This is a genomic window from Fibrobacter sp. UWB2, from assembly GCF_002210425.1.
GTDB classification, from domain to species: domain Bacteria; phylum Fibrobacterota; class Fibrobacteria; order Fibrobacterales; family Fibrobacteraceae; genus Fibrobacter; species Fibrobacter elongatus.
The window spans coordinates 39,383-62,749 of record NZ_MWQK01000002.1 but is presented as its reverse complement, the minus strand read 5'-3'; the positions used below and the strand labels follow the sequence as shown (position 1 = coordinate 62,749).

Genomic DNA, 23,367 nt, shown 5'->3' with positions numbered 1-23,367 from the left:
CTTTTATATGTGCAAAGATAGAAAAAGAACCGCCGAAGCGGTTCCCTTAAAAAGTTTGGATTTGATTCTAGATTAGAACCAGCGCCAGGTCACACCGACGAGGATCACGTTCTTGTGCTGAGAATCCTTGTCCAAGTCCTTGTCGTAAGCGATATCGTAGCTGACCTGGAATTCGAACAGCGGAGAGAGCGACAGAGCAAGGAGGTTTTCCCACTTGCCATCGATTTCATCGACGCCCTTGAAGTTCACGAATGCCCAAAGACGGCTCTTGAAGGTTACGATTTCAGAGAAGGAATACTTGAATTCAGTGATGCTTTCGAGACCCGGTTCATCCTTGAACTTTTCGTGTCTCTTGGTGTCCGGATCGTCTGCATAGTTGTAGTCCGGAGAGATGGTCATGCGGTTTGCAAAAGCAAGACGGGTAGAGAAGTTGTCGTTCGGGAAGTAACCGACACCGGCCATCTGAGTCACATAACCCGGAGCCATGAAGTGGGAAACGGTCGTCTTGATTTCGTTGCCATCTTCGTCTTCGCTATAGTCATAGCCTCTGGTAAACTGGGATTCGAAACGGGCACCGACGTAAGGCTTGACCTTTTCGGAAGCGTTAAAGTCAGCCATGGTTTCGAAGAAAATCTTATCGGAAGACTTGCGCTTGCCGACACCGTCAATCCAGGTGTAACCAAGAGCAAGGTTCAACTTGTTGCGCCAATCCACGACCTTCCAGTGGTTCTTAAGGTCGGCATCGTAGCTGAAGAGCCATGTGTAAGAGGACGTACCGTCTTCGAACTTCCAGTTGCTGAACTGCATACGGGTGAACTTTACGGCTGCGACTACATCAGCAGTCATATTTTCAGGAAGCCAAGCTTCGAACATGCCCCCTTCGGCAAATGCTGTCGATGCAGAAATGAGTGTGGCGCAAGCGATTGCGAATAATGACTTTTTCATATTCCTTCCTTGTTTATGGTCCTTCTTTCCCATAGACCTTTTTGTTTGGCTTAAAGATAACATTTTTTTAAGCGAAAAACGGGACCGCCCTGATTTTCGATTACTATTATTACAGGCATGTTACTCAAGCGCCTCGTTATAGCCGTATTCCTATTTTTCTGCACAGAGAACGCCCTCGCCAAGGATGATTCCGTGAAATCGCCATGGACATTTGAGGCGGGACTTTCTGCGGGGCGCCCTACCCCGATTATGCTGAACGCGGGAGTCGGTTACAAGAACATCTTTTTTAAGTTAATGAGTGGCGCCATGTACTTTGGAACCGACGATTACTGGGTCGGGTACCACGGCGGTTTTGCATGGAGATTTTTCCGCGAGTTGCCGTTCACGCTCGATCTCGGATTAGGGGTCGGATACGCATTCGCCAAGGCGCCGAACAAAATCCACAAGGCACTCAACAGGGCAAACAAAAGGCTCATCGTGCGCCCCTACAATTACAAGGAATCACTTGACATTTCGCCCGAAATACGAGCAAGCATCTACGGGGTGTTTACGAACATTTCCATTCCGGTGCACTGCTTTATGAAGCACGACGAACCGACAGTGCTTTGGCAAATCGGGTACGCGTACGGGTTCTGATTAGACGAGAGAATTCTGAGATGTCCGAAATGTCTCTACATTAATTTATCACAAGCAATTATTTATCAATCGTTTAGTCTTTGACGCAACGAACTGAAAAAGCCATGAACTTGGGACGATAGTCCACATCCGCATTGTCATTCCTATAGATCAAGCGCATGGCATACGCATACTCGTCACTCTTCTCTGTAGAGATCCAAAAAGTTGCTTCGTTGCCCACATAGGTATAATCACCCCCACCATCCCTGTAGCCGACAGGCAAAGCCGAGAACGCGTAATCATCCGAGCCGTTGCCGCTAGCTTTGGCAAAGTTCCAGCCACTTGTTGATTTAAGCATCTTGCCCGCAACAGAGTCGCCGCCAACAGCAGCGAACAATGTTTCAAACTCCGCTTTTGTCGGCAAGTGCCAGCCATTCGGACAAACACCACGCACCGGGGACATCGCCGAACATTCCGATTTATAGCCGCACCCCTTGCCGTTCGAACTCCACTCGCCCGCGCTGTCCATCGCCGCAGCCCATGTGTACAGGCGACCGTACTTGGTGCAGTTGGAGGAATCGTCATTGAAACAGAATGATTTTTCCGTTTCAATGTTCAAGTTCTGAGCCATCCACGTCTGTTTTCCGATAACGACAGTCTTATAGGTTTGACCGTCGCGGGGGTCCGTCAAAGTCGATAAAGACTCCTTCCCCGAAGGGCTAGTTACAGAACTATCATCGCCGCAGGCGGCAAGGAAAAGCGAAATACAAACAGAAGCACAAAAAACAAATTTATTCATACTACGAATATACAAAAAATCCCGGCTCGGATGAGTCGGGAAAAAGGCGACCCCGCAACAAGTGCGGGGTGACATAGTCAAGAAAATTACTTCTTGAGGCTCGGAACGCCACCGAAGTCGACGTTCGTCTTCTTGCCGAGCAAGAGAGCGCGAGTCTTGAGCGGGAGGCCGTAGCAACGGATGAAGCCAGTAGCGTCCTTCTGGTCGTACATGTCAACGTCCGTGAAACCACCGAGGCCCATGTCGTACAAGCTGTACGGGCTCTTGATGCCTGCCGGGATGATGTTGCCCTTGTAAAGCTTGAGGGTCACATCACCAGTCACAACCTTGTTCACTTCATTGAAGAAGGCGTCCATAGCCTGGCGGAGCGGAGTGAACCACTGGCCATTGTAGACAAGGTTTGCATAGGTCATAGACATCTTCTGGGCTTCGAACAAAGTTTCCTTGTCGAGCACGAGCTGCTGCAAGCATTCGTGAGCCTTGTAAAGGAGCGTGCCACCCGGAGTTTCATAAACACCGCGGCTCTTGAGGCCGACGAGGCGGTTTTCAACGATGTCGAGGAGACCGCAAGCGTTCTTGCCACCGATTTCGTTCAAGAATTCGAGAAGTTCAACAGCGCCCATCTTCTTGCCATTGATAGCAACCGGATTGCCCTTTTCGAAGGAGATCGTCACGTGATCGGCCTTGTTCGGAGCCTTTTCATACGTGTTGGTGTGCTTGAGGAATTCGTACTTGTGTTCCTGTTCCGGGAATTCCAAGACACCACCTTCGTGAGAGAGGTGCCAGAGGTTGCCGTCTTCGGAGTAGATCTTCTTCTTGCTGATGCCGTTGAGCGGAATCTTGTGTGCAGCGGCGTAGTCGATAGCGTCTTCGCGGCTGTGGAATGTCCAACGCGGGTCCTTCCACGGAGCGATGACTTCGAGCTTCGGGTTCAAGGCAGCGTAGGTGAGTTCGAAACGAACCTGGTCGTTACCCTTACCGGTAGCACCGTGAGCAACAGCGTAAGCGCCTTCCTTTTCGGCGATCTTGACCTGGTACTTAGCGATGAGCGGACGAGCAAAGGACGTACCGAGGAGGTAAGTGCCTTCGTACTTTGCACCGGCGCGAACGGTCGGCCAAACGTATTCTTCAAGGAATTCCTTCTTGAGGTCGAGAACATAGCACTTGGAAGCACCGGTCTTGAGAGCCTTTTCTTCGAGAGCCTTTGCGTTCGGGAAGTCATTCTGGCCGAGGTCGGCTGCGAATGCAATCACTTCGACGTCGTAGGTTTCCTTGAGCCAAGGAATGATGATGGAGGTGTCAAGTCCACCGCTGTAAGCGAGGACGACTTTCTTCTTGGATTCTGTTTTAGCCATTTTGAATGTCCTTATGGAAAATTTTAGACGTTGTAAATATAGAATAGACAAGTGGCGAGAGAACAGAGGAACGAAAAATTTTTATTAAAAAAAGCATCCCCATTTTACTTGCAACAACAACGGCTTCAGCAAAGCATTCAACTCTATTTTTTCTATTTTCAAAAACATGAAACTTTCGGATAGAGCGCTTGGTTATATTTCTTTCATTGTATTCGCCTGCATTTTTGGCGGCATCGCTTTTGGTATGTGGGCAGCCCACCAGAACGTGCACCAAACGGCAATTGTCGATTTTACTGAACTCGGCTCCCTGCAACCCGAAGACCCCGTCGTTTTGCGAGGCTACCGCGTCGGCACCATCGGTAGCGTCACCTGGCTCAAGGACCGTTCCCGCGTCGTCATCCACTTTACCGAACCGCTCAAGCTCCGCGAAGGGACGCAATTCAACAACGTGAACTATGCGCTCATGGGGCAACGCCGTCTCGAAATCATCCCGTCAAAGACGGGAACCCTCATGCCCGAAAACCACGTGTTCCAAGGGCATTTTGAACCAGGCATTGCAGAAACGCTCCGACTCGTTGAGAATGTAAACGAACAGCTCGAAGCCGTACAGAAGACGATTATGCTACTCGCTCAGGGAGATTCTTCGCACAAGTCCGCACCGGAAATCTACGAAGAAGCGATGCATTCCATCGAGGATATTTTCGCTCACACCGAAAAGACGGTCAGCACACTCGGTCCCAAGATGAACAAGCTCTTCAAGCAAATGAATTCTTCGACCAAGGCGATTTCCAAGACCGCTCTCCAGGCTGATACCGCCATCAAGACTGTAACGGCCGCCGCCAACGAAAAAATTTCGCTCGTCGACTCAGTCGTCCTTTCGCTTACGGAAAACGCAAAGAAGACTAACGACGTTATCACGAGCATCGAAAAGGGAATCGACTCCGAGACGCTTTTGCAATCCAAGGAACTTGTCGAAAACATCAACGAAATTATTGCAAGCCTCAACAAGGCCGTGCAAACCATCGACACGAAGAATTTTGGATTCAAGGATAAAGACGGCAATCCGATCAAGCTGATTACCTGGAAGAACATGAACATCGTTGGCGACAACGCCCGCGACAAAGCTCGCAAGCGATTGGAAGAAGCCAAGGCACAACAAGAACAAAAGAAAGCAGGCAAGTAAATGGATTTGTCGAGCCTGCCCGGACTTGGCCCCAAGAGACTTGAAAAGCTGAACAAGTCCGGTTTAAGTACCATAGCCGATCTTTTATACAACATTCCGCGCACCTATCTCGACCAGACAAAGGTTTCAAAGATTGCGGAACTGCACGACGGTGACCGCGCGGTCGTCATCGGAATTATCACAAGGGCAGGGATTGTCAAAGGGCGCATGTCGCGCTTTATGGCAGTCCTCACGGATGGCACCGCCGAGATTTCGCTTTTATTTTTCCGCGGCACAAGATTCATCGCAAACCGCGTGAAGCCTGGAACGCGCTGGCTTGTTTCGGGGACGGTCGGGTCGTACCGCGGGCTGCAACTGGTGCACCCGGACATGCAGCCGTTCGACGAGGGCGAAGCGTTTAACGGACAAATTCTCCCTGTCTACCCGATTAGCGAAGTTTGCCGCGAAGCCAAAATGGAACAGCGGTTCTTCCGCAATTTGTACAAAACGATTTTCAACTTTCCGGGACTCACACTCCCGAACGCGTGCCCGCGCGAGCTCACGGACTATTTGCATTTTGCGCCCGTGATGGACAACCTCCGTGCGCTCCACATGCCGAAAGATTTTGATTCCATTTACAAGGCGAAGCGCGAGCTCAAGATTTTGGAGCTTTTGCCGTTTTGCCTGCGAATGGTGAAGCGCCGCGAAAATCAAAAGATTCGCGGGCATGAACGCCAGATTGATTTGGGGAACGTGATGGCGGCGAAAGCGCGCCTCCCGTTCCAGCTGACCGCAGGTCAGGACGCGGCGCTGAATACAATCATTGACGGTCTCAATGGCAAAAAGCAGTTCCACGCACTGTTGCAGGGCGACGTGGGCTGCGGAAAGACCGTCGTCGCCATGCTCGCCATTATGGCGGTCTGCGGAGCAGGCGAACAGTGCGCTTTGATGGTCCCGACAGATATTCTCGCCCGCCAGCATTTCAAGTCGCTCAAGCCGTTCTTTGATGCGGCAGGCATCCGCGTACATCTGCTTGTTGGGGCAACTCCCGCCGCCGAAAAGAAAGTGATTCTCGGGGAACTCCAGATGGGGCTTTGTAACGTCGTCATCGGAACGCACGCACTCTTTAGCAAGGACGTTTTCTTTGCAAAGCTCGGGCTCGTGATTATCGACGAACAGCACCGTTTCGGCGTGAGCCAGCGCGAAGCGCTGCTCGCCAAAGGCGACTACCCCGACATGCTCGTCATGAGCGCTACGCCGATTCCGCGAAGCCTCGCGATGACGCTATATGGCGATTTGAAAGTCATCAGCATCAAGGAAAAGCCGGCAGGACGCAAGCCCATCAAGACGCGCCTCGTGAACGCCGCAAAGCGCGAATCGATGAAGCAGTTTATTTGCAAGGAAGCCGCCGGCGGAAATCTCTGCTACTGGATAGCAAGCCGCGTAAACGCCGATGGTTCAGACAATGCCGACGAGAGTAGCGCCCGCAGTGTCGATGACATCGTGAACGAAATGCGTTCCTTTATCGCCGCCTTCGGCCACACTGATGTGAACCTAGCAAAGCTCAAAGTCGCAGGCGTCCACGGTCAAATGGACGACACGCAAAGAGACGAAATCATCAAGCAGTTTGCCGCAGGCGAAATCCAGATTCTAGTCGCAACAACCGTTATCGAAGTCGGCGTGAACGTCCCTGCCGCAAATCTCATGGTCATCGACCAGCCAGACCGATTCGGCCTGGCGCAGCTCCACCAGCTGCGCGGCCGCGTAGGCCGCGGCAATCAAGAAGCTTGGTGTTTCTTGATGATTCCCGAAGGCGAAGCCGCCGAAACAAGCATGGAACGCCTCTCGCAATTCGCCGCCACCGAAGACGGCTTTGAAATTGCAGAGCTAGACTTGAAAACACGCGGCGCCGGAAACCTCGAAGGCAACGAACAAAGCGGTGCCTGGGTGTTCCGCTGGTTCGACTGGATTCACGACCAGGAGCTCATTTCGCAAACGCTCGAACGCGCAGAACACATATTAAAAGACAGTTCCGCATTCAACGAAACCGCCAAAGAAAAGATTCAGACCTGGTACAACGAGAAGCCCTCGGCAAACGAGGACGGCGTCCATTAAAAATTAGAGCAAACGCGTCATCGTGCCCAAAACAAGGGCAATCAAGACAACGTTCAAGAAGAACATGGCGCGGCGCACAATCAAAAAGAATATAGACTGCCAATGAAAAATGTGGTCGGTTGGATTGATGAGTTCTTTCGCCGCCAAGAACACGTTGATACCGCCCGTCATCACAAGCATCAATGCTCCCGGGAAATAGCCCTCGTTCCAAACGAGAACCGTAAGCCACGCACCAGCAATCATGGCGATGATGCCGATGATAATTTCGACACGCATAAAAATGCGTTTGACTTCGCGAGCACGCTTCCGACGATTTTCGCGGGCTACTTCGTCTTGATTCTTTTCTTCATCCGTCGCCATGTTCAATCACCTTCAAAAAGTTTATCTACAAAATTACAATGTGTACGATGTCGTCACAGAGTAATGAGGTTTGCCTTTAAGCACACCGTTCAGCGGGAAACTCACATCAATCTTATTGATCAAGCGAGTGATAGACTTTGTCTGAGCCAAGCGGATGCCAAAGCCCGCCACATAAATCAAATCCTTACGCCTAATATCCTTGATCGTCGGTGCCGTTTCGCCAACACTACCAAAAGCAACCACAACAGGCGCTAATGTCAAGATTTCAAAATCAGGGAACCAACGCTGTTCTAAATTGCCATAAACGCGAGCTTGCCCGGCGTAAAAACCGGTCGGGAATCCGAAGCCATCAGAATCGCCAAGCGTCAACTGGTAGCCTAGTTTAGCGTCATCATACAAATCCACAAGTCCCGACAAAGCCGTAGAAAAACGCATACTCGGATGGAAAATGTACTCGCCATTCAAACGTCCATAAAAATCACGACGCTTCCCATGATCCAAATAAAAATACATATACGACTTCAAGGTCAAATGGTGATTTAAATGGCCAAGATAAAGGTCCGTCCAGAAATCCAAACGGATGTCGTTATTGTCGGAGCCAAGCTGTTCGTAATTTTTTGAAATCTGAGCCTTGACGGAGAATCCCTTATCAATATCTTCAGTCCACCTGACGTTGTGGAAATTCTTGATTTTTTCGTAACGCAAGTTAGAGTACATGATATAAAAACCAAGGCGGGAATCCTTGCGTTCCTGAGCCCATTCATTGACGGCGCTTGCGGAATCAACGGCATACACGTCGTCACCATACATGAACGCATAAGGCAATACTCGACCTTCATTTGCAGTTTCACGCAAGTAATCATAGGTCGCGCCCAAGTAGATTTTGCGTTGCGTTCCACCAAACGAGCGGCTGAACCGGAAACTCAAGGAATCGGTAATAAAATCCTCAATGGCCATCACCTTCACAGATTTTTTCCCATTGTAACGAGATAAGGAATTGAGGTATTTATCCGTTGCAATCGAATCGATTTGGCGGTCGCTCTTTTTCTTATTGACCGAATCCTTACGGGCAATTTCTAATTGCTTGAGGAATGCCTTATTTTGCGTATAGTCATAAATTTTTGCGCCCGTCGGAAGTTCGCCGCGACCATAATAAAAGATATTACGCTTGTTCTTCAAGCCCTCAAGTGTGTATGCCCACTGGTTCAAGCTACGGCTGAGGAACGGCACATACATTTTCCAGCTCGCAAGGTAACCATCCGTATTGTAGCTGTACAAAAGGTCTAAATGGTTGTAGCGGAAAAGGAAATGTGGGTCACCGTATTCCACCTGCCACATATCGCGGAATTGATCATGTCCAAAGTAAAAACCAAGCTTTTGACCAAGGCCAAGGAAATTACTTTCTTGAACGCCGACACCCCAAACAAGGTTATCATAGCTCCATTCATTCCCCGAAAAACCTAAAGCAAAAGGAATCGTAAGCGTCCAGTTATCGCTCGTCTGGACCGTCACAACTTTTTTGCCATCTTCCCCAGCAACAGAAATGCTGGCATCAGAAAGGAATTTCTGATCACGCAAAAAACGTTCCGATTCCAAAAGCAAGTTCAAGTTGACTAGGTCGCCTTTGTCAAAAAGCAGAAGCTTACTCACCGTCGATTCGCGGGTTTCGATATGCACCCAGTTCAGAATGTCATACGCCCACCGGTCGTACTTCGTATGCGCCTTGGAATCGTCAAAGGCATCGCCAATATTGTAGCGGATTTCGTCAACGCGGAAAACGGCATTAGAATCAACCACATCGGCAAAGGATGTGGCCGCAAAACTCAACAAACAAAATATCAATTTTTTCACGGAGATAATATACTAATTTAAAGTTTAGAATCTTGCACGTTTCAGATGCATTTTCTACATTTTGCCACGAGTGGCGGATGGCCGCCGGCTGCGAGCAATCAAGGCTGGAGGAAAGTCCGGGCACCGCAGGGCAAGATGCTGGATAACGTCCAGGCGCGGTAACGCGACAGAAAGTGCAGCAGAGAATAGACCGCCCGCAGCAATGCGGGTAAGGGTGAAACGGCGAGGTAAGAGCTCACCGCGCTCCTGGTGACAGGAGTGGCATGGTAAACCTCATCCGGTGCAAGACCAAGCAGGATTCCGTTCGAAAGAACCTGGTGCGGCCCGTGCCAGCTGGATATCCGGGTAGGTCGCTTGAGGCGGTCGGTAACGATTCGTCCAGAGAGATGGTCATCGCTCCGATGGCAACATTGGAGTACAGAACCCGGCTTACAACTACTCTACTATGAAGGCTCTCGCTAACTGCGGGAGCCTTCACCATTTTTAATCTTCTTCGTCTCGATGGTCGTAAACGCCGTTATCCCAATCTTCCCGGTATTCTCTGCAGCGTTCTATGAAATGATCTTCCATCGTCGTAAATTCTTCGATATAGCGGCTTGCATTTTCCGCCGTGACGACCATGAAAAATACCCCATGTCCACAATAGAAATCGGTGATGTTTCTCTTTTTGTCGTTCTTGACATCACGTTCGTATTCCAGGCACATTTCCGATTTCTGGAACGGATTTAAGTTGTAATAAGATTCTTCGTAATACTGCGTGCCAACATCCGTCGTAGCGTCATAACTGCGCTTTTCGACATGTCCCATGTAATTGGGAATGTTCACTTTAATCTGAGCCCAACCCTCACCCGATGTCACCTCGCAATAGAAATTCGAGTCACCATTCTTTGGGAAACTGCCACTTCTTTCAGAAGCTTGCTGGTTCGAATCTGCAGAAGCATTCGATGCAGAATCTTCACATGCGGTCAAAGCAAATGCAAGCGCAGCTGCGCCCATAGCGAGCCAAAACCTTTTCATTCCATTTCTCCTTTCTTAAAAAATTCTCTTACAAACTTACAAATTTTTTCATGCCGGCGAAAGTGACTGCTACGCTTATGACTACAGATAAAGCCCAAAATACTAGCGGAACAAACAAATTACTCAGAAAAGTTTCGTGGCCAAGTTGTACAAGCAAAAGAAGCGGAATAATGAAAAAGAGCGTCATGTGGGTCGCCGCACGGACAGTTTTTACGCGAAGCGAAACCATCAGAGAAAATGCGGTCGTCAAAAGCACCGCCGAAAGCGCCCCAAGCATAGAAGCCACCGCAGCAGTCGCCGTAATTTCGGAATGTGAGAACCAGTAGCCAAGCTGAGCCAAAAGCGCAAACACCAGCGGAAACGGGAGAATAGCCAAAAGCTTACCCCAAAAGAGCTTCGCAGGAGCAATCGGAGAAAGCTGCAAAAGCTCCAGAGAATTGCGCTCGCGCTCGCCTGCAAAAGAATCACCCGCCAAGGGAGCGCCCATCGGAGCCATCAGGCAACCGAGCAAAAGCATCATGTAGCTTTCCATGCCCTGCATAATCTCGCCACCGTAACGCGATACCGCAATCGCCTGGCTCGCCGCGAGAATCACCGGCGGGATGATGAACGGAATCCAGAAACGCGGATCCCTAAAGATCAAACGAAGTTCGTGTTTAAAAACATGGAGCATGGGTTAATTTGGACCGCCATCAGGTTGAATATGCCAAAAATAGATATTACAAACCTTATTTTTGCAAAAATGAATCTCATAACCCTGCCAATCATGCCAATCATTGGGGTCATTAGGTTCCATCGGACCCAACCGTTTCCATTTTTCCCACTTCCAGACGGAATCACTTTCCCACTTAAAGTCAAGATTTTTCTTTAAGACCTCATCTTTCGTCATCCCCAACCGGATGCCATTGCTAAAAGAGATGCGAACAGAACATGTTTTAAGTCCACGCGTTTTGCCCTTAAAAACACGCACGCCGTCCACGTAATTCCAGCCACCCATCGGTCCGGATTGATATTCCACAATTTCATTATCCTGTTTGCAACGAACAAAATCATCGCACGACTCACAACTCGTCGAATCTGTAGAATTGTATCGCATTTTTTCGCAGCCCTTGCAAATCACATCGTCCAACCGCAAAGACTTGGCATCGATAACACTCTCGTCAATATCACGTGCCCACAGCACGGACGAGGCAACAAGTAAAAGAATCCATAAAACGCGAATCATAATGTAGTTCCAAAAAGTTTTCTTTTTATAAAATAGATTTATTCCAAACAAAAAGGGACTCTTTCGAGTCCCATTTTTTATTCTTGGTCGCGCGCATTCCCTGCGGCTCCATTCCGATTACTTTCCGAGCAATCTGTGGTTCACGTGCGCTTCGACGACGTTCACCACGTAGTCCCCCAGCTTTTCGCAGTCGTTCACCACATCCATGTAATGCACGCCAATCTGGTAGCTGTAGCGCTGCGCATTGATATCTTCGATATTCAAGTCCTTGAGCATCTTGCGGTAATCGTTGATTTCAAATTCAAGCGTCATCGTATTCGAAGCCTTCGTATGCGGCTTGTCCTCGATAACATCCACCATCTGCACCAGCGCCTGATCGCAAAGTTTCATCATGTTTTCTATGCGGCTGTACTGTTCCTCGGTAAAATCTTCCTCAAGATGGAACTTGCGGTTGATGGCGCGAGCCATGTTGTAGCAAGCATCGCCGATACTTTCGATTTCAGAAATTTCCTTCTGCATGCACTGCAACATCGTCTTACTTTCGATACTCAAGCGACCGCCGCTGACCTTGTTCAAGTATTCACCAATTTCAATTTCAAATCTGTCGCTGATACCTTCGTACTTTTCGATGCGGGCGAACAGCTTTACAAAGTCCTCTTCATTTTTCATCTTGAGGAGGTCCGGCAAGAAGCGGAACATTTCAAGGGTGCGTTCTGCAAAAACGTTAATTTCCTTGCGGGCTTCAAAGAGCGAAAGTTCGGCCGTACTCATAAGGCCGCCACTGATAAACTTGATGCGGAAATCTTCGCCATCGTCCTTGTCCTTGATAATCTTGCAGATGAGCTTTTCCATCGGCTTGATGAACCAAATCAAAAGGAGCACGTTGCAAAGGTTGAATGCCGTATGGAATCCGGAAAGCGCATACGTCACACGAACGCTCGCCTGGGCGATTTCTTCTTGAGTTTGCGGCACAAATGTCGGATCGAAGCCAACCACATGGCAAACCATATTCACGAACGGGTTAAATACAATGAGAATCCACACCACGCCGAACACGTTAAAGAGCATGTGAGCCAAAGCCGCGCGCCTAGCCTGCGTACTTGCCGAAAGAGCCGCCAAGTTCGAAGTCACCGTCGTACCGATGTTTTCACCCATCACAAGTGCAATGCCCTGGTAAATCGGGAGCACGCCGCTACTGCAAAGGATAAGCGTAATGGCCATGATGGCTGCCGAAGACTGCACGCACATCGTGAGGATGCCGCCGAGCAAGAGGAACAAAAGCGTACTGAAAATGCCCCAGCCACCCGTCGAGGCAAAGAAGTCGATAATCGTCTGGTTGTGCGACAAATCCATCGCCACGGCGTTTTCGCGGAGCGTCGTAAGGCCGAGGAACATAAAAGCAAAACCGAAAACAAATTCACCAAAGCTCTTCACGCTATTTTTGCGGACATACGTGAGCACGATTCCAAGCCCAAAGAACGGCCAAACAACGCTGCTCATGTTGAACTGGAATCCGAAAATCGACATGATCCACGCGGTCGCTGTCGTACCGATGTTTGCGCCCATAATCACGGGGATAGCCTGTTTCAGCGTCAAGAGTCCCGCGTTCACAAAGCTCACGGTCATCACAGTCGTTGCCGTCGAAGACTGCACGGCGGCGGTCACGAACGTACCGGTCAAAAGTCCGCCCACGCGATGCTTTGTCATAGTCCCAAGAACAGTACGGAGGTGTCCACCGGTAAGTTTCTGCAAGCCTTCACTCATCGTCTTCATGCCGAACATGAGGAGAGCAAGGCAACCTATCATTTTTAAAATAGCGAGTATCATACGACCTTAGTTGTTTTAGAAGATTTAAAATCAATTCTGACTTCGGTGCCGAATCCGACAGTCGATTTCAGATGTATTGCAGCATGATGGACTTCGGCAATGTGCTTGACAATGGAGAGTCCAAGGCCCGTGCCGCCAGTTTCCTTGGAACGGCTCTTGTCCACGCGGTAGAACCGTTCGAATATGCGGGACTGGCATTCTTCAGGAATTCCAATGCCCGTATCTTTCACGACAATGGCGTTTTCTTCAACGACGACAACGACCTTTCCGCCTTGTTCCGTGTAGCGGATGGAGTTGTCCACCAAGTTGAAAATCATTTCGAAAAGCAATTTCGAATTTCCTGTAATTTCGGAATTGCGGTTGCCGTCAAGCGAAAGCTGGATATTTTTCTTGTTCGCATTCAGCATCAAGCCTTCGATACAGCTCTGAGCCAGATTCCAAAGGTTGATTTCTTCGTTGAGGTCCAAAGGTTCGCTTTCACGGTCATTGAGCTTGGAAAGTGTAATGATATCGTTGGCAATCGACTGGAGGCGTTTCGCTTCCTTGTGAATCTTGCCTGCAAAAATCTTGACGTCTTCGGGTTTCGCCATGCCGCTTTCAATCAGTTCCGCATAGCCCGAAATGGAGGTCAGCGGAGTCTTCAGTTCGTGCGAAGCGTTCGCAGTAAACTCATCCTTCAAGTGCGAGATTTTCTGCTTTTCGTTCGAAAGCTGCTCAATCGTCAATTGCAATTCGAGATCCTGCTTGCGGATAGTATTGACGAGCGGCTCAATTTCCTTGTACACGTTCTCGATATTCATCCATTCGGGAGTGCCTAACTGGTCCACGAGCTTCCGAAGCGGGCTGATAAACGCACGGCTAAGCCCAATCGCAATCAGAATCGCCGCCGCGACAACCGCCGCAAACAAGGCAATCAGGTAAGGCATCGTCTTTGAATAGGCTTGCTGCAAATTCGCCTGACGCATCCCCAAGCGCAAGACATTGCCGTCTTTCAGTCGCTTTGCAAAATAAAACGCCTTGGCCTGCAAGGTAGAAGAATAGCGGAGGTCTTCGCCAAAGCCCTTTTCCATCGCATCGAATACTTCTTCGCGATTGTAATGGTTTTCCATTTCGGCGGCTTTCGCATCGCTATCGTAAATGATTTTACCGGTCGAATCGATCAACGTGATTCGCAAGTCGGCACTAGCAAACCGTGCCAAATTTTGTGGTTTGCTTTCGAGCGATTCGTCAATGTAGGCAGTTTCGATCAACCGCAGGTTTTCACGCAAGTGGACCTTGAGCTGGTCCGCCATTTCGTCTTCGAAGACTCGCACCGTAAAAAATACAGCCAAGAGGGCGGCAATGACACCCATATAAATCAAGCTGTATCGTATACGGTCTTTCATTGCGCTTTATACCCGACGTTACGTATAGTTTGAATGATTGACCCTTGCTCGCCCAGTTTTTGTCGGAGCGTCTTAATGTGCATATCGACGGTCCGCGTGTCCATCTTGAAATCGATACCCCAGATTTTTTCCAAAATCTGTTGCCTTGAATAGACAACCCCCGGGTGCGACAAGAGCAATTTCAGAAGTTCGTATTCCTTGTACGTCAATTCCACATTGTCGCCGCCAGCCACCACGGTGTGTTTTGCCTCATCGAGCGTAACGCCATCCAGCGAAATAACTTTCGATTCTTCGGCTTCAAGATTTATACTCGATCGACGGAGCAACGCCTTGACACGCGAAACAAACTCCAAAATGCCAAAGGGTTTTGCAATATAGTCATCGGCCCCCAAATCAAGGCCCTTGACCTTGTCCAGCTCGGAGCCCTTGGCCGTCAGCATGATGACCGGGACGTTCCTAGTGCTTTCCTGAGCACGGAGACGCTTTAAAATGCTAAGACCGTCTTCGCCGGGGAGCATAATGTCCAAAATGAACAAATCCGGAACGCAGACTTTGACCTCTTCATCCAGCTTTTTAGCACAATCGAATGCACTAACTTCAAAGCCACTGCTCCTAAGTGCATAGGCTTCCATTTCGCGGATTTCAAGATCGTCTTCTACAATGTATATCATACCTAAAATATACGATTTTAGCAAATATCAAGATAAAAAGTCCATCGAAGGAATGCAATGGCAAAAGCAAAGACTTCGCAAAGGTTTTATTTGCACTTTACACAGATTTTACAAACGGAAGACGCCCAGTCGAGGCCGGACATGACAACGAAAAAGCCGGCACTAAGGCCGGCATGATAATCATCTTCGTCATCCTCACGAAGGTGAGGACCTAGCGCAATTACACAGAGAGTCTTCTGTTGGCGTGGGCTTCGACCACGTTCACAATGTAGTCGCCCAGCTTTTCGCAGTCGTTCACGATATCCATGTAATGAACTCCAATCTGGTAGCTGTACTTCTGCGATTCAATATCCGCCACGTTCTTTTCCTTGAGGAGCTTGCGGTAATCGTTGATTTCGTTCTCGAAATTCAGCGTGCGGTTCACATCGATTTGCGGGACATCGTTCAAAACGCCGATCATGTGCGTCATAGCGTTGTCGCAGAGTTGCATCAAATGCTTGATGTGTTCGAGCTGGTCTTGCGTAAATTCGCCCTTGCACCTGAACTTGCGATTGATAGCACGAGCCATGTTGTAGCAAGCGTCGCCCATGCTCTCGATTTCAGAAATTTCCTTAAGCATGCACTGCAAAGCGGTCTTACTTTCCGGGCTCAAGCGGCCCTCGCCCACCTTGTTCAGGTAATCGCCAATTTCGATTTCCATGTTGTCGCTGATGCCTTCGTACTTTTCGATGCGGGCGAAGAGCTTCACAAAATCGTTCTCGTTCTTCATGGCCAAAAGGTCCGGCACAAAGTGGAACATCTTCTGCGTACGCACGGCAAACAAGCTGATTTCCTTGCGGGCTTCGAGGAGCGAAAGTTCAGGCGTACCCATCAAGCCAGAGCTAATGAAGTGCAAGCGGGAGTCTTCTTCTTCATCGGAATTCTTCGGCTTGATCACGCGGCACACGAACTTTTCGATGTACTTGATGAACCAAATCTGGAGGAACGTGTTAGAGACGTTGAATGCGGAGTGGAACGTGGCGAGCACCACGGAAATCTTCGCGAGGTTAGCGGCATAGCCTTCGTCGCCCGGACGGATGCCAAGATCAAAGCCGACCACATGGCAAACGGCGCCGAGGAACCACTTGAGCACAATCACCACCCAAATCACACCGATAACGTTAATCGTGAAGTGAGCGAGAGCGGCACGGCGGGCCTGCGTATTGGCCGAGAGTGCCACAATGTTTGCCGTAATCGTCGTACCGATGTTTTCGCCAAGCACAAGCATAATGCCCTGGTCAATATGCAAAACGCCGGTTGAGCAAAGAATCATCGTAATGGCCATGATAGCAGCGGAAGACTGCACGCAAAGCGTAAGCACCGTACCCATCACAAGGAAGAACAGCGAATTGAAGAAGTTCGGATCGCTAAAGCGGGCAAAGAAAGCACTGATTGAAGCGCTTGCCGCCGGGTCCTGCACCACAGCAAAGCCAGTTTCCTTAAGTGTCGTAAGGCCCAAAAAGAGGAATCCAACACCGAACAGGAAATCGCCCACAACGCGTTTCTTGTTCATGTACACAAGGATAATGCCGATGAAAAACGCCGGGTAGACAAAGTTTGCGATGTTGAACGAGAATCCAAGGCTCATGATCCATGCAGTCACGGTCGTACCGATGTGGGCACCGAGAATAATCGAAATCGCCTGCATGAGCGTTAAAAGCCCCGCATTTACAAAAGAGACCGTCATCAACGTGGTGGCGGTCGAACTCTGCACAGAGGCAGTCACAAACATACCGGTGAGCATACCCGTAAAACGGTTCGTGGTCATCGTGCCGAGAACATGTCTCAGCTGCGGACCAGCCATTTTCTGCAAGGCTTCGCTCATCGACTTCATGCCGAACATGAGGAGAGCCAAGCAACCCAACATTTTAAGAGCCATCCAGGCCATATAGTTTTATTCCTATGTTGCGCCACTACCGGATCATCGTCGCTGCCGTTCAGCTAGTTCGGACTCATGGCGGTGAATTGTTATTTGTAAAACAAATGTAAAGTATATAAAGACGATGTAAAATATAGAAAAAGCAATGTAAAATTCGCGGTCAAAAAACAAGAGAGCCCCGGTCGTGTTGAACCGGGGACAACAAGCAATGAGCGGCGGAACCGCAGTTATTAGTTGTTAGTTGGTAGAACTTAGAGCTTAGAAGGTGTAAAACACCCTCCAGAGCGACAAAGTCTTTTTCCTCTACTAATGCACGCTCACAACATGCACAAGCGAGCCGCTGCGGACGATGTAGCGCCCTGCCCTCGGGACCGCGATATTCACCGACGGACCATGCGCACGGACGGACTTCACCAAGCGCCCCTGCATATCCATCACGAGCACCGGTCGATTTCCAGAAAGCCCCGAAAGCGCAATGTTACGAGCAACCACCTGAACACTTAACGGAGCAGCCTTCGCCATCACCGGAGATTTCGGAGTCGCCACGGGACCTTCACCACTTCCCGACCCCTGATTATCCGTAGAATCGGCAAAAATCACGTTTTCCTGGAAAACGATTTGATCAACAAAACTCGTATCAAAGTAGTCCTCCACCACGTTCACCTTACAAGCCGTGGTCGTATCGTGCGCAAGCTTCGGCAAGCAATCACCCAAAATCCACGTCAAGCCACCGGTCTCCAAATCCATAGAAGCCGATTTCAGTTCATCAAAGGTCTTGGCTTCGACATTCCTATAAACCTTAGAAGTATCATCCAGGGCGATTTTCACAATCGCAGGAGCATCCACCAAGCCCTTGCCATAATAATTGCGTTCTATATAAGTAAATCCCTGCCAGTCATGAACAAGCGCACCAACACCATTACCCGTCAACGTATCGGTATAGCTATAGCTACTGTACAGTTGGCCGTGTTCGACCGATGCGAGCACGCCACCAGTCCATTTCTTGGACGACGGACCTTCATTCTTCACAACACCCCTATTGTAGATTCCATGGAATATGCCAAACTTTCCATAGCCCGCAATACCGCCCGCATATGAGCTGTCTTTTGCCGTCTTGACATACACGGGGCCATAGTTAAAGCTCTCCAAAAAGTTTGCACCCGGAGTCGGCTTTTCCAAGCCCCTAACAGGCAACCCTTCGTACCATCCAACAAGGCCACCCGCATAGGCGACAGTGCCACCCAAGATATGCACGCGGCCCCAGTTCCCGAGCCTATCCAATGTCGTAGAAGAATCGATTCTACCCGCGATACCGCCCGCATAGACCTTAGCAGAGGCAGACGATGCTTCAACAAGCCCCGTATTCAAGGCATCCATAACCTGCAAGCGGAAAGAATAGCCGACAATGCCACCCGCCGCTACGGAATATTCGCCAGAACCGAGAATCGCCCCAGTGTTCGATGCATTCTTGACAATCCCATTATTAAAGTAAGAATAACCCACAATGCCACCGGCCAAGCGCCCCGAGACCTTGCCCGAATTGGACGCCCCCACAATAAATCCATTGCTTTCACCCGCAATGCCACCCGCCTTATCCGAGGCGTAAACCGGAGTATTATCGTTTGCCACCTCCAACATCGTGCCGTAACTGTTAGCGACAATACCACCCGCAACGTCACCGCCGCGAACAAGGCTATTCCTGATTTTCACATTGCGAATAGCGCTATTCTTTTTTAACGAAATTGCGACTCCAGCAGCAGACATTCCATAATCATTTGCAAAACGGCTGTTTGCAATCGTCATATTATCAATAACGGCACCCTCGGCCAAGCAATAGAACATTGCTCTAGACATGTTCAACCCGTAAACGGTATGGCCTTGTCCGTCAAACATCATGTTAATGCAAAGTCCGCTCGTATCAATAGACATCTTGCGCATAGATAGGTGCGTAGAATCCTCACCCATCACAATATCGTTTGCAAGTTTGACCTTGAACATTTTGTATCCAAAGGACGAGCCCATTTCCAACAAAGTCGCAAGTTCATCAGCAGTCTTTATAGTGTAAACAGCAGTATCATTCACGATTTCTGCAGACGGAAGCGCATACGTTTGCAGATCAAAGAAAAGTGAATCATTTTTATACAAACTATCAAAAGTCAATACCGGGTATCCACCACGGCGCACCCACAATTTGCGGTCGGCCACTTTGCCATTTTGGGTGTTCAACATCGCAAGTATTTCATCGTTTTGCAATACGGAAGTAGCTCTTCCACAATCCGGATCATCCGCCGTTTCGAAATAGTTTTTTCCAAACGATTTTACATCGGCAAGAGTCTTGTCAAAATAAGTATTGCTTGGAACTGCGGCCTCAAGCGAATAGCCAACAACACCACCCACAGTGTCACCCGCGATTTCCGGTGTAGCACTATAAGCATTAGAAATAGAGGCAGTCGGATAACGGTTCAAGCCCACGATACCGCCCACATAGCTACCACCATAAACAAGCTTGCCCTTTGCCAAAAGTTTTCCGCGATTGTAAACATCGCTGAAAACAATGGCATCACCATAGCCCAGGAGACCGCCCACATTCAAAGCCTCGGATACACTCGAGGTATCCGCAACAACGCCAGTCACACTACCATAATTAAACGACTGCACAAATTTCGGATCATCTACAACATAACCTTCCATCCGCCCTGCAAGTCCACCGACATGAGTGCGGAACGTACCTCCGCCATAGACATTGCCACGGTTCTTAAGCTTTGCAAAACCGCTATATACATTCATATTGGCCAAACCGGTGACACCGCCCACAGACGTTTTCGTCAATTTGCCAAAGCCATGAGCAACAACGGAACCTCGATTAAGGGCATTAGTAATGCTCGACCGGTCCGCATTTCCAACAACACCGCCAACCATGAAGTCGCCATTTTCAATCCTGTTATCAAAAACAGCAAGCACATTCCCTTCATTCAACAAGTCACGATTTTCACCGGAGTACTTTCTAGGCAAAGAATGTTGCCCTGCAATTCCGCCCACATAAGAAGCCGCGGCCCAAGTAGATTTCGCCGTATCCGAAGCAAATGTAACCTTTGATGAAACTTCTCCATAATTTTGAAGATTTTCGATATTTCCATCAACTTCGCCAGCAATGCCACCTACATACGCCCATTGAGCCAAAGACTCCATTTCGATTTTTCCGCGATTGACGCAATTTCCAATGGCAGTGCCAAAGTCCACTGTAGAATACGCCACAATGCCACCAAGATGTTCAATCATTTGCTCTTTTACATTTGGATTTTCAACCGTATAAACTCGAGCAGAATTTGAGCAACCATGAATTTTACCCGCAGAAAAACCGGCAATACCACCAACATAATAGCTACCGCCAACGGAGCCGCCTATAACATGGCTATTAAGGATAAGTGCATGTTTACCATCGGACCCATACGGGCTTGATACGTTAGCAGCAATGCCTGCAGCATCATAAGCGCTACGGACATCCGTAGCAATAACGTTCACACTCCAAATGGATCCATCCAAAATATCCGCAATTGATGCCGCACGAGTCACGGAATCGCTACCAAAAGAACCATGCACCACGCTGACATCGTGAACAGAACCTGCGCTCATGCCCACTTCGCGAAACAAAGCATTTTCGGCATTCAAGCCGTAAATGGAATGTCCGCGTCCATCAAAATCACCCGTAAACATTGACTGCTCTTTATTACGGACCCAGCGTTTTTCACAAAGCTTTGATGTATCTGCCCCGAATACGACATCATTTTTCAAGTAAGCCTTGAGGGACTCATCTCCGGCCTTACCCACTAGCACAGAATCCAAGAAGCCAATCAGTTCCTCCGGAGACGTGATTTCATAAAAGTTTTGTCCATCCTTTTCAACGACTTTCGGCACTTTCGCCGAGCCATCCCACGCCGCCAAAGAAACCTGAGCGCAAGTAGCCACCATAATAGCTACCGCAGCATAAAACTTTTTGGACATAAACACTCCTTCCAAATTACCTACAAGCTATAATATACAAAATATATTACGGACAAAAAAAGCCCGACCGGGATTAAAACCCAGCCGGGAATATAACCGTGCCGCGAGTTCAATTAAATAGAGCGCACCATCACAACGGCCTGGCTTGCGATACCTTCGCCGCGACCCGTGAAGCCAAGCTTTTCGGTCGTCGTGCCTTTGATACCAATCTGTTTCACATCAAGGCCAAGCACGCGGGCAATATTTGCCTTCATTTGTTCCTTGTGCGGATTCACCTTCGGGCGTTCGCACATCACAATGCTATCGATGTTGATGATTTCGTAGCCAGCCTTCTTGACTTCTTCTCCGACCTTGCGCAAAAGTTCCAAGCTGTCAGCGCCCTTGAATGCCGGGTCCGTATCCGGGAAGTACGTGCCGATGTCGCCGAGGCCTGCAGCGCCGAGCAAAGCATCGCTAATGGCATGCAAAAGCACGTCAGCATCGCTGTGGCCGAGCAAGCCCTTTTCGTACGGGATGTCCACGCCGCCGATAATGCACTTGCGGCCTTCCACCAGCTTGTGAACATCAAAACCAATACCAGAACGATAAATTTTGTCCATAATAATTCCTTTTTCATGCCCGCAGGCATTAATAAGATCAACTTTTTTATTTTGTCATGCCCGCCTCTGAGCGGGCATCTCCATTTCATCTAAATAATAAAAATTTTATTCAGCCGATATGCCGTAGACCCTCTTCATCGCCTTCACAACTTCAGGAAAATCACGCTCGCAGACAATGAATGTTTTTCGATATTGACTGTTTTGAAAAACAATTGTGTTGTAACCATCAAATACACTAATTTTCATTTCAGGCCGATTCGCCTTATCGAAAGAAAAAGCCATCTCATCATAACATGTACATAACACAAACCTATCCTTGTAGCATTTGACTTTATGGACAACTTTTGCTAAAAAACGCGCATTTAAGAATATAAAAGGGGCACCTATCACAAAGAATAGTGATAACACCAAACAGAACATATCATCTGTGCGAAATAGGAAAAGACCAAGACAAAGACTCAGAATCGAACCAACGTGCTGGCGCGCAATTTCAAAAGCGCCATCATGGTCTCTCTTAGACTCAAACGTGACGCATTCGTCCTCTTTTTCCGAAGACTCCTCCATGGGCGAAACATTGCCAGCCGATTTCGGTTCTTCAACCGGTTTCGGAGCCCCGCACCACGGGCAGCAAGGCTCGTAATAATCGAACTTTTCACCACACTTTGAACAAACCATATTTAGTTCATTTTTCTTTCAAATTCAACTTCAATGGAAAAAATTCAGAGCACCTTGTATCTTCCGGTTCTGTTACATTCCATTTCAATTTTCCATCAACTATAGAAGGTGTTATCGTCCATATTGATTGATGAGGACATCCAAAATTGAGTTTATAAGATATCTTCAATCCTGCATTCAAATCTATAAAATCAAAATATTTAAAATGTGATGCATAACCAATCTGTTCAAAACTTCCTATTTGATGTTCCTTATCAAAAAACAACCCTTGTTTTTCCAAATAATCGTCAACACCAGCATTCAAAACCGTTACGACCCGTGTTTTTAAATCATTACTTATGGTTTCAGACATATTAAAAAAATATCCCCCAAAAACCACGTAAGTCAAATTTAAAACAAGCCCTAGAATAGCTACTACTTTCATCCATAAGCCACCCCTATACTTCTTGCCATTTATTTTATTTTCATAATGGCCGTTCCCAATTGTCCACGCATCTATAAAAACAAGCACAGTCACAATAAAAATCATTATTCCTGCAATCAAGTCCAAGCCATACATAGGTTTCCCTAAGAACATTACAAAGGGAACTGCAAGAGGAATGATAAAGCAAGAAATAATGGTCATAGACAAATAGAGCAAACCTCTTAGGGTTCTGCCACTAACAAAACAGTGAATTCCCAATTCACCCATAATTTCACAAAGCCAAAAAATCAGAGTCCCTTTAAACGTCTCTTTGTTCTTTTCAACACTTTTCGGAGTTGTCATATTAGAAATTTCCTTTTTCAAGAACAAAATACAAAAAAAACATCCCGGCATTCACGCCGAGATGTTTTTCATTTCTGTAA

Annotated in this window: 19 protein-coding genes and 1 other RNA gene; 4 read left to right on the top strand and 16 right to left on the bottom strand. The window is 48.4% G+C overall.

Annotation, left to right across the window (positions count from 1 at the left end):
* Positions 1 to 72: 72 nt before the first annotated feature.
* On the bottom strand, positions 73 to 945 hold the full coding sequence (locus tag B7982_RS03635; protein ID WP_088659593.1) for a DUF3078 domain-containing protein: 873 nt from the start codon (positions 943 to 945) through the stop codon (positions 73 to 75).
* 117 nt (positions 946 to 1,062) lie between these two features.
* Here B7982_RS03635 and B7982_RS03630 point away from each other — a divergent pair, with 117 nt between their 5' ends.
* The gene (locus B7982_RS03630) at positions 1,063 to 1,581 is read left to right on the top strand and encodes a hypothetical protein (RefSeq protein WP_088659592.1); all 519 of its coding nucleotides are present in this window, start codon (positions 1,063 to 1,065) and stop codon (positions 1,579 to 1,581) included.
* Positions 1,582 to 1,654: 73 nt separating this feature from the next.
* Here B7982_RS03630 and B7982_RS03625 read toward each other — a convergent pair whose 3' ends face one another.
* Complete coding sequence (locus tag B7982_RS03625; protein ID WP_088659591.1) at positions 1,655 to 2,359, bottom strand: fibrobacter succinogenes major paralogous domain-containing protein; 705 nt, start codon at positions 2,357 to 2,359, stop codon at positions 1,655 to 1,657.
* A gap of 86 nt (positions 2,360 to 2,445) precedes the next feature.
* Positions 2,446 to 3,714, bottom strand: coding sequence for an argininosuccinate synthase (locus tag B7982_RS03620; RefSeq protein ID WP_072827569.1), 1,269 nt, complete (start codon positions 3,712 to 3,714; stop codon positions 2,446 to 2,448).
* 166 nt (positions 3,715 to 3,880) lie between these two features.
* On the opposite strand from B7982_RS03620, the gene B7982_RS03615 reads away from it, so the two are divergent.
* Both B7982_RS03615 and B7982_RS03610 read left to right on the top strand, forming a co-directional pair.
* Entirely contained in the window at positions 3,881 to 4,897 is a 1,017-nt protein-coding gene (locus B7982_RS03615) for an MlaD family protein (protein ID WP_088659590.1), read from the top strand.
* Entirely contained in the window at positions 4,898 to 6,991 is a 2,094-nt protein-coding gene (locus B7982_RS03610; protein ID WP_088659589.1) for an ATP-dependent DNA helicase RecG, read from the top strand. It abuts the gene before it with no gap.
* A gap of 3 nt (positions 6,992 to 6,994) precedes the next feature.
* Here B7982_RS03610 and B7982_RS03605 read toward each other — a convergent pair whose 3' ends face one another.
* Positions 6,995 to 7,351 (bottom strand): hypothetical protein, encoded by a 357-nt coding sequence (locus B7982_RS03605; protein ID WP_088659588.1) that lies wholly within the window; start codon positions 7,349 to 7,351, stop codon positions 6,995 to 6,997.
* Positions 7,352 to 7,384: 33 nt separating this feature from the next.
* Positions 7,385 to 9,148, bottom strand: a complete 1,764-nt coding sequence (locus tag B7982_RS03600) for a hypothetical protein (RefSeq protein ID WP_233138352.1) — start codon at positions 9,146 to 9,148, stop codon at positions 7,385 to 7,387.
* 121 nt (positions 9,149 to 9,269) lie between these two features.
* On the opposite strand from B7982_RS03600, the gene rnpB reads away from it, so the two are divergent.
* Positions 9,270 to 9,648: RNase P RNA component class A (gene rnpB, locus B7982_RS03595), an RNA gene on the top strand.
* 37 nt (positions 9,649 to 9,685) lie between these two features.
* Here the strand turns inward: rnpB and B7982_RS03590 are convergent.
* The 11 genes from B7982_RS03590 to B7982_RS03540 all read right to left on the bottom strand — a co-directional run bounded on the left by B7982_RS03590 (position 9,686) and on the right by B7982_RS03540 (position 23,308).
* Positions 9,686 to 10,219, bottom strand: coding sequence for a hypothetical protein (locus B7982_RS03590; protein ID WP_088659586.1), 534 nt, complete (start codon positions 10,217 to 10,219; stop codon positions 9,686 to 9,688).
* 28 nt (positions 10,220 to 10,247) lie between these two features.
* The gene (locus B7982_RS03585) at positions 10,248 to 10,892 is read right to left on the bottom strand and encodes an ABC transporter permease (RefSeq protein ID WP_088659585.1); all 645 of its coding nucleotides are present in this window, start codon (positions 10,890 to 10,892) and stop codon (positions 10,248 to 10,250) included.
* Between the two features lie 3 nt (positions 10,893 to 10,895).
* Entirely contained in the window at positions 10,896 to 11,444 is a 549-nt protein-coding gene (locus tag B7982_RS03580) for a hypothetical protein (RefSeq protein ID WP_144065912.1), read from the bottom strand.
* Positions 11,445 to 11,561: 117 nt separating this feature from the next.
* A complete protein-coding gene (locus B7982_RS03575; protein ID WP_088659583.1) occupies positions 11,562 to 13,271 on the bottom strand; it encodes a Na/Pi cotransporter family protein in 1,710 nt (569 codons plus the stop codon).
* Positions 13,268 to 14,656, bottom strand: a complete 1,389-nt coding sequence (locus B7982_RS03570; protein WP_073423375.1) for an ATP-binding protein — start codon at positions 14,654 to 14,656, stop codon at positions 13,268 to 13,270. Before B7982_RS03570 ends, B7982_RS03575 begins: the two co-directional genes overlap by 4 nt.
* On the bottom strand, positions 14,653 to 15,327 hold the full coding sequence (locus B7982_RS03565) for a winged helix-turn-helix domain-containing protein (protein WP_072827532.1): 675 nt from the start codon (positions 15,325 to 15,327) through the stop codon (positions 14,653 to 14,655). The genes B7982_RS03570 and B7982_RS03565 overlap by 4 nt, the downstream gene beginning before the upstream one ends.
* 220 nt (positions 15,328 to 15,547) lie before the next feature.
* Positions 15,548 to 17,254 (bottom strand): Na/Pi cotransporter family protein, encoded by a 1,707-nt coding sequence (locus B7982_RS03560; protein ID WP_073423376.1) that lies wholly within the window; start codon positions 17,252 to 17,254, stop codon positions 15,548 to 15,550.
* 297 nt (positions 17,255 to 17,551) lie between these two features.
* Entirely contained in the window at positions 17,552 to 21,247 is a 3,696-nt protein-coding gene (locus B7982_RS03555) for a peptidase A26 (RefSeq protein WP_088659582.1), read from the bottom strand.
* Positions 21,248 to 21,360: 113 nt separating this feature from the next.
* The gene (gene ispF, locus B7982_RS03550) at positions 21,361 to 21,846 is read right to left on the bottom strand and encodes a 2-C-methyl-D-erythritol 2,4-cyclodiphosphate synthase (RefSeq protein WP_088659581.1); all 486 of its coding nucleotides are present in this window, start codon (positions 21,844 to 21,846) and stop codon (positions 21,361 to 21,363) included.
* A 105-nt stretch (positions 21,847 to 21,951) separates the two neighbouring features.
* Positions 21,952 to 22,521: a hypothetical protein gene (locus B7982_RS03545; protein ID WP_088659580.1), complete on the bottom strand. Its 570-nt coding sequence runs from the start codon at positions 22,519 to 22,521 to the stop codon at positions 21,952 to 21,954.
* A 7-nt stretch (positions 22,522 to 22,528) separates the two neighbouring features.
* Positions 22,529 to 23,308, bottom strand: coding sequence for a hypothetical protein (locus tag B7982_RS03540; RefSeq protein WP_233138349.1), 780 nt, complete (start codon positions 23,306 to 23,308; stop codon positions 22,529 to 22,531).
* Positions 23,309 to 23,367 lie beyond the last annotated feature (59 nt).

Excerpts from the sequence above, each read along its gene's own strand:
- B7982_RS03635 (WP_088659593.1), bottom strand. The coding sequence starts at position 945 with ATGAAAAAGTCATTATTCGCAATCGCTTGCGCCACACTCATTTCTGCA.
- B7982_RS03630 (WP_088659592.1), top strand. The coding sequence starts at position 1,063 with ATGTTACTCAAGCGCCTCGTTATAGCCGTATTCCTATTTTTCTGCACA.
- B7982_RS03625 (WP_088659591.1), bottom strand. The coding sequence starts at position 2,359 with ATGAATAAATTTGTTTTTTGTGCTTCTGTTTGTATTTCGCTTTTCCTT.
- B7982_RS03620 (WP_072827569.1), bottom strand. The coding sequence starts at position 3,714 with ATGGCTAAAACAGAATCCAAGAAGAAAGTCGTCCTCGCTTACAGCGGT.
- B7982_RS03615 (WP_088659590.1), top strand. The coding sequence starts at position 3,881 with ATGAAACTTTCGGATAGAGCGCTTGGTTATATTTCTTTCATTGTATTC.
- B7982_RS03610 (WP_088659589.1), top strand. The coding sequence starts at position 4,898 with ATGGATTTGTCGAGCCTGCCCGGACTTGGCCCCAAGAGACTTGAAAAG.
- B7982_RS03605 (WP_088659588.1), bottom strand. The coding sequence starts at position 7,351 with ATGGCGACGGATGAAGAAAAGAATCAAGACGAAGTAGCCCGCGAAAAT.
- B7982_RS03590 (WP_088659586.1), bottom strand. The coding sequence starts at position 10,219 with ATGAAAAGGTTTTGGCTCGCTATGGGCGCAGCTGCGCTTGCATTTGCT.
- B7982_RS03585 (WP_088659585.1), bottom strand. The coding sequence starts at position 10,892 with ATGCTCCATGTTTTTAAACACGAACTTCGTTTGATCTTTAGGGATCCG.
- B7982_RS03580 (WP_144065912.1), bottom strand. The coding sequence starts at position 11,444 with ATGATTCGCGTTTTATGGATTCTTTTACTTGTTGCCTCGTCCGTGCTG.
- B7982_RS03575 (WP_088659583.1), bottom strand. The coding sequence starts at position 13,271 with ATGATACTCGCTATTTTAAAAATGATAGGTTGCCTTGCTCTCCTCATG.
- B7982_RS03570 (WP_073423375.1), bottom strand. The coding sequence starts at position 14,656 with ATGAAAGACCGTATACGATACAGCTTGATTTATATGGGTGTCATTGCC.
- B7982_RS03565 (WP_072827532.1), bottom strand. The coding sequence starts at position 15,327 with ATGATATACATTGTAGAAGACGATCTTGAAATCCGCGAAATGGAAGCC.
- B7982_RS03560 (WP_073423376.1), bottom strand. The coding sequence starts at position 17,254 with ATGGCCTGGATGGCTCTTAAAATGTTGGGTTGCTTGGCTCTCCTCATG.
- B7982_RS03555 (WP_088659582.1), bottom strand. The coding sequence starts at position 21,247 with ATGTCCAAAAAGTTTTATGCTGCGGTAGCTATTATGGTGGCTACTTGC.
- ispF (WP_088659581.1), bottom strand. The coding sequence starts at position 21,846 with ATGGACAAAATTTATCGTTCTGGTATTGGTTTTGATGTTCACAAGCTG.
- B7982_RS03545 (WP_088659580.1), bottom strand. The coding sequence starts at position 22,521 with ATGGTTTGTTCAAAGTGTGGTGAAAAGTTCGATTATTACGAGCCTTGC.